This is a genomic window from Kineococcus sp. G2, assembly GCF_037154035.1.
Taxonomy (GTDB): Bacteria; Actinomycetota; Actinomycetes; order Actinomycetales; family Kineococcaceae; genus Kineococcus.
On record NZ_JBBBEM010000103.1, the window covers coordinates 1 to 4,710 of the forward strand.

8 protein-coding genes are annotated in these 4,710 nt (G+C 74.9%); 6 read left to right on the forward strand and 2 right to left on the reverse strand.

What is annotated here, in order from left to right; translation table 11 throughout:
• The 3 genes from V9U69_RS14950 to V9U69_RS14960 all read left to right on the forward strand — a co-directional run.
• On the forward strand, positions 1–616 hold a 616-nt coding region (locus V9U69_RS14950; RefSeq protein WP_337062647.1), incomplete at its 5' end, for a PP2C family protein-serine/threonine phosphatase.
• A 214-nt stretch (positions 617–830) separates the two neighbouring features.
• Positions 831–1,025 carry a hypothetical protein gene (locus tag V9U69_RS14955; protein ID WP_337062648.1) on the forward strand — a complete coding sequence of 65 codons (195 nt, stop codon included), beginning with the start codon at positions 831–833 and terminating at the stop codon, positions 1,023–1,025.
• A 177-nt stretch (positions 1,026–1,202) separates the two neighbouring features.
• Positions 1,203–2,150 carry an aminoglycoside phosphotransferase family protein gene (locus tag V9U69_RS14960; protein WP_337062649.1) on the forward strand — a complete coding sequence of 316 codons (948 nt, stop codon included), beginning with the start codon at positions 1,203–1,205 and terminating at the stop codon, positions 2,148–2,150.
• Here the strand turns inward: V9U69_RS14960 and V9U69_RS14965 are convergent.
• Positions 2,147–2,464 carry a hypothetical protein gene (locus V9U69_RS14965; protein ID WP_337062650.1) on the reverse strand — a complete coding sequence of 106 codons (318 nt, stop codon included), beginning with the start codon at positions 2,462–2,464 and terminating at the stop codon, positions 2,147–2,149. The two genes, V9U69_RS14960 and V9U69_RS14965, sit on opposite strands and share 4 nt — an antisense overlap.
• Before the next feature lie 80 nt (positions 2,465–2,544).
• Here V9U69_RS14965 and V9U69_RS14970 point away from each other — a divergent pair, with 80 nt between their 5' ends.
• Together V9U69_RS14970 and V9U69_RS14975 are read left to right on the forward strand one after the other, a co-directional pair.
• On the forward strand, positions 2,545–2,973 hold the full coding sequence (locus V9U69_RS14970) for an NUDIX domain-containing protein (protein ID WP_337062651.1): 429 nt from the start codon (positions 2,545–2,547) through the stop codon (positions 2,971–2,973).
• A gap of 123 nt (positions 2,974–3,096) precedes the next feature.
• Positions 3,097–3,513, forward strand: a complete 417-nt coding sequence (locus tag V9U69_RS14975) for a hypothetical protein (protein ID WP_337062652.1) — start codon at positions 3,097–3,099, stop codon at positions 3,511–3,513.
• 47 nt (positions 3,514–3,560) lie between these two features.
• Here the strand turns inward: V9U69_RS14975 and V9U69_RS14980 are convergent, their stop codons facing one another.
• Positions 3,561–4,148, reverse strand: a complete 588-nt coding sequence (locus tag V9U69_RS14980; protein ID WP_337062653.1) for a hypothetical protein — start codon at positions 4,146–4,148, stop codon at positions 3,561–3,563.
• A gap of 300 nt (positions 4,149–4,448) precedes the next feature.
• Between V9U69_RS14980 and V9U69_RS14985 the strand changes: the two genes are divergently transcribed.
• Positions 4,449–4,700, forward strand: coding sequence for a hypothetical protein (locus V9U69_RS14985; protein ID WP_337062654.1), 252 nt, complete (start codon positions 4,449–4,451; stop codon positions 4,698–4,700).
• The last annotated feature ends 10 nt before the right edge of the window (positions 4,701–4,710 follow it).

Consider the following 4,710-nt stretch of genomic DNA (forward strand, 5'->3'; position numbering starts at 1 on the left):
CGCCGCGGCGATGAGCCAGGTGCGCAGCCTGCTGCGCGGCATCGCGTACTCCAGCGGCGCCGGGCCGGCCGCGGTCCTCACCAGCCTGGACGCCACCATGCAGGGCCTGGCGGTGGACACCACCGCGACCGCGCTCGTGGCGCGCCTGGAGCAGGTCGTCGACGAGCGGGCCCGGGACGTGACGCGGCTGCGCTGGTCCAGCGCCGGGCACCTGCCGCCGGTGCTGCTGGCTCCCGACGGCACGGTCAGCGCCCTGGCCGCGCACCCGCCGCAGCTGCTGCTGGGGGTGGACCCGGGCACCCGCCGCTCCGACGCGGCGATCGCCGTGGACCGCGGCTCGACGCTGCTGCTGTACACGGACGGGCTCGTCGAGCGCCGCGGGGACTCCCTGGAGGACGGCCTCGCCCGGCTGCAGGACGCGGTGGCGCAGCTGGCGCACCTGGGTCTGGAGGACCTGTGCGACGAGGTGCTGACCCGCCTGGTGCCCGCCGGCCACGACGACGACGTGGCGCTGGTCGCGGTGCGCCTGCACCCGCTGGACCGGCCGCGGCCGGTGGAGGCCGGGCCGAACCGGGTGCCGCCGCACCCGCCCACCCCCGTCACGCCCACCGCCTGACCCGTCGCACGCAGTCGCACAACCACTGCGCGCGGTGCCGTGGTCGTCGCTCCGCGTGGCGAACGGGGGGTGTGCGGGCGTCTCGGTGGCCTCCGCGCCCCCGGTCCGCTAGAACAAGGACCTCCCCGGCGACCCGACGGTCCCGGGGACGCGACGACGCGGTGCCCGGCTCGAGACGCGGGGGGCACCGCGGGAGGACCACGGGAGGCGGGCTGTGCCACGACGACCGGAGCCCGCGCCGGACCCTCCCGGCCGTGCCCTGCGCCGGGCGATCCTGCTCAGCGAGCGCCTCGCCGCGGCCAACCGCCGCAAGGTCAGGGGCGTGGCGATCCGCCGGTTGCCGCTGAACGGCACCGTGGTCCCCCGCCGGCCGCCGCGCGCGGAGCAGGAACCCGCCACCGGGGACTGACTGACGGTCCCTCGGGCGCGCGGGGGTGGGGGAGCGAGCCCGGCCCCTTCCGCGGTTCACGGCCGTGCCGATCCGCGGGAAGCGCGGGTGGGCGCGCGACGCCCGGTCTGAGAGCCTGGTCCCCGTGGCCCGGAACACCGCCCCACCGGCACCCGTGAACGCCCCGACCCGACGCGCGTGAGCACCGCGCACGACCTCGGCCCCGTGCCTGCCCGCCTCACCGTCAGCGTTGAACTGGTGCAGCAGCTCATCGCCGAGCAGTTCCCCCACTGGGCCGACCTGCCCGTGCGCCCGGTCGCCGACGGCGGCTGGGACAACTCCACCTTCCACCTCGGCCCGGACATGTCGGTGCGCCTGCCCACTGCCGCCGAGTACGCCCTCGCGGTGGAGAAGGAGCACCGCTGGCTGCCCCGGCTCGCCGAGCAGCTCCCGCTGCCCGTCCCCACCCCGCTGGCCCGGGGCGGACCCGGCTGCGGCTACCCCTTCGCCTGGTCGGTGTACCGCTGGCTGCCCGGGGACCCGGTGACCGCCGGCACCGTCACCGACGGCACCGTCGACCCGGTCCGCTTCGCCCTCGACCTGGCCGGCTTCCTCGCCGCCCTGCAACGGATCGACCCCACCGACGGGCCACCCCCGGGCGTGCACAACTGGTTCCGCGGCAGCACCCTGCGCACCTACGACGCGGCGACCCGGACCGCGCTGGAGGCGCTCGACGGCCGCCTCGGCACCGGCCTGGACGTCGGCCTGGCCCGTGAGGTGTGGTCGGCGGCTCTGGACGCGCGCTGGGACCGGGTCCCGGTCTGGTTCCACGGGGACGTGGCCGCCGGCAACCTGCTGCTCCGCGACGGACGCCTGGCGGCCGTCATCGACTTCGGCACCTGCGGGGTCGGGGACCCCTCGTGCGACCTGGCCGGGGCCTGGACGCTGCTGGACGCCGCCGGGCGGCGAGCCTTCCGCGACCGCCTGGCCGTCGACGAGGCCACGTGGGCCCGCGGCCGAGGCTGGGCGCTGTGGAAGGCCCTGACCACCTGCGCCCAGAGCGTCGACCGGGACGACGAGGCGTCCCGCACCGCTCGCCGCACCCTCGGAGCCGTCTTCGAGGAGTATCGGTCGGCTGCCGCCTAGGCCCACCAGGTGCCCCCGAAGCCCTGTGCCGTCTTCGACCTGGACGACACGCTGCTCGCCACCGACTCCTTCGCCGGCACCGCTTCGAGGCGCTGGTGCGCGACTTCGCCGCCGAGCACGCCGGAGCCGACGGTGGCCGGCGCATCACCGTCGCCGTGCAGCGCCTGCACCAGCACCTGGCCGCCGGGGACCGGGTCGTCGTCGCCGGCACCTTCACCGCGCACCGCTGGCACCTGCCGCACGCGGTGCCGGCCCGCGGCCACCAGGAGGTGCAGGCCCTGGTCGAGGCCGGTACCGACCTGCCGGTGGACCACGCCTACTCCGACAGCGGCGCGCGGTCGGGTCGGGCCCACCGTCGGCAGGTGGTGTCAGGGCCTCCTGCTTGGTTTCACCGGTGCACACCGTGGTCACCGGAATCCTCATCGCGGAAGGTCGGGTGCTCCTCACCCTGCGCAGCGCGCAGCGTCGCGCCTACCCCGGCACGTGGGCTCTTCCCGGCGGGCACGTCGAGCCGGGCGAGCTGGAGGCCGAAGCTCTTCGCCGGGAGCTGCGCGAGGAGCTCGGCATCGACGTCCTCGACTGCGACGACGAGCCCGCCTCCCGCCTGCACCTCGCCGACGGCCCGCCCGGCGCGCAGCTGCACGTGAGCGCCTGGCGGGTCAGGAGGTGGAAGGGCCAGCCCAGCAACCAGCTCGCCGATGAGCACGAGCGCATCGCGTGGTTCCGCGCCGGCGAACTGGGCGGGCTCACCTGGGCGCACCCCGAGCACCGGCAGGTGCTGCAGGACGCGCTCGGTCGTGCCCGCACGACTGATCCTTCCTGACGAGGGCCTGCGAGCACGTCCGCGCAGGGCGCCGATCGCGTGCTCTCGCCGAAGTGCGGGCGCCGTCGCTGCCTCGATGCGCGGCTGGTGACACGACCTGAGAAGCCGCGCACACTGAGCCGCGTGGACACCCTCCTGCTGAGCGGGACCGCCGTCGACGGCGCGCAGTGGACGCTGCGCAGCGAAGACACCCCCCGCGGACCCGGCGTGGTGCTCACCATGCGCACCGCCGCCGGGCGCCAGTGCTGGGGCACCGCAGAGCGCTGCACCCCGCTGCCGCCCGGGCAGGTGGTCGGCGGTGGCTGGGGCCGCGGTGATGCCGACGAGCCGGCCACCTGGCTGATGAAGCTGCGCGCCGACGTGCGCGCGGTGGTGGTGCACCTCTCGGACGGCACCCGCGAGGACCTGCGCGTCGTGGACGACCCGCACCGGAACGACGTGCGCTGGGCGGTGCTGGCCTATCCGCGGCACCTGGACGTGCACCGCACCGACGTCTACGACGCGAACGGCGAAGCGCTGCTCGATGCTGCCCCGGCTTGAGCGCCCGCCTGACCGCTCACGCCGCGTCCTGGTGGTGTCGCCACCGGTCAAGCTGAGTGCAAGGCCACCGTCACGACGAGCGTGCCGTCCGCGGGTTGCACCTGGCCGGGCTCAGCCCCCGCGGGTGAGCGATCGGCTGGCCCCCACCAGGCCGGGGCCTGGAGGCCGAAGCTGCTCACCGCACCTCGCAGCACCAGGACGTGCCATCCCGGGAACCGTGCGAAGTCGCCCATCATCGCGAAGCCCGGCCGCGGGGCGGGCAGCACCCATCCCGGTGTCAGGTCCCAGGCGGTGTCCACCCGGACGTCGAGCCCCGCGTCGTCGATGTGGGCGCGCTCGCTCGCCAGGTGCGTGGACCACACCGTGCGCTGCTTCTCCAGCTTCCTGCGCGAGGACGGGTGCATGACAGGGTCCCAGGCCGGCACGACCGGGTCCTCGAACTCCACCGTGATCGTGAAGGCGCGCCCCTCCTGCACTCGAGCAGTCACCGCAGCACCTCCCACCGCCTGGCCCTCGACGCCCAGGCGGATCTTCGGAAGGACCTCCGCTGCCGCCTCCACACGCGCCCGGGCGGTGACCACCCACGTGCGCCCCAGCGGCAGGGGCTGGTCCTCGTACACGATCACGTCGCTCACAGCGCCAGCGTGTCAAGGACACGGCTGCACTGGGCGCGACTTCCTCCTGTGAGCTCAGCGCCGCCACCAACCGTCAACGGCGGCTGATCGCCCAGTCTCGCTCCGTCGTGCCGCTGGTCGCGCGATCAGGGGTGGCCGACGACTTCGTGGTCGTACCGACGAGCGAGCAGGGCAGGTGGAGGTTCACGCTCGATGCCGCGGCGGCCGGGTGCTCATCTCCTCGATCCCGCGGATCGAGGCGGTGGCGGCTCCTACGGTTGCTGTGTCCGAACGCCAGGCGGCTCACCCAGGAGGGGTGTCGTGACGCACGCAGGAACGGTCCACGAGGAGCAGCGGCCGCGCACGGCGTCGATGCTGGGTGCAGGTGTCGGCGGCTTGCTCCTGCTCGTGGTGGCGCTGCCGGTCCTCCTGCTGACCACGCTGCCGAACGTCCTGGACCCGGAAGTGCCCGCCCGTGACCACCCCACGACGGTGGTGCTCGTCGCGCTGTGCACCCCGGTGATCGCGGCCGGCGCCATCGCTCTCAGTGACTGTTTCAGATGTCGGTGCTGATGGGCCATGC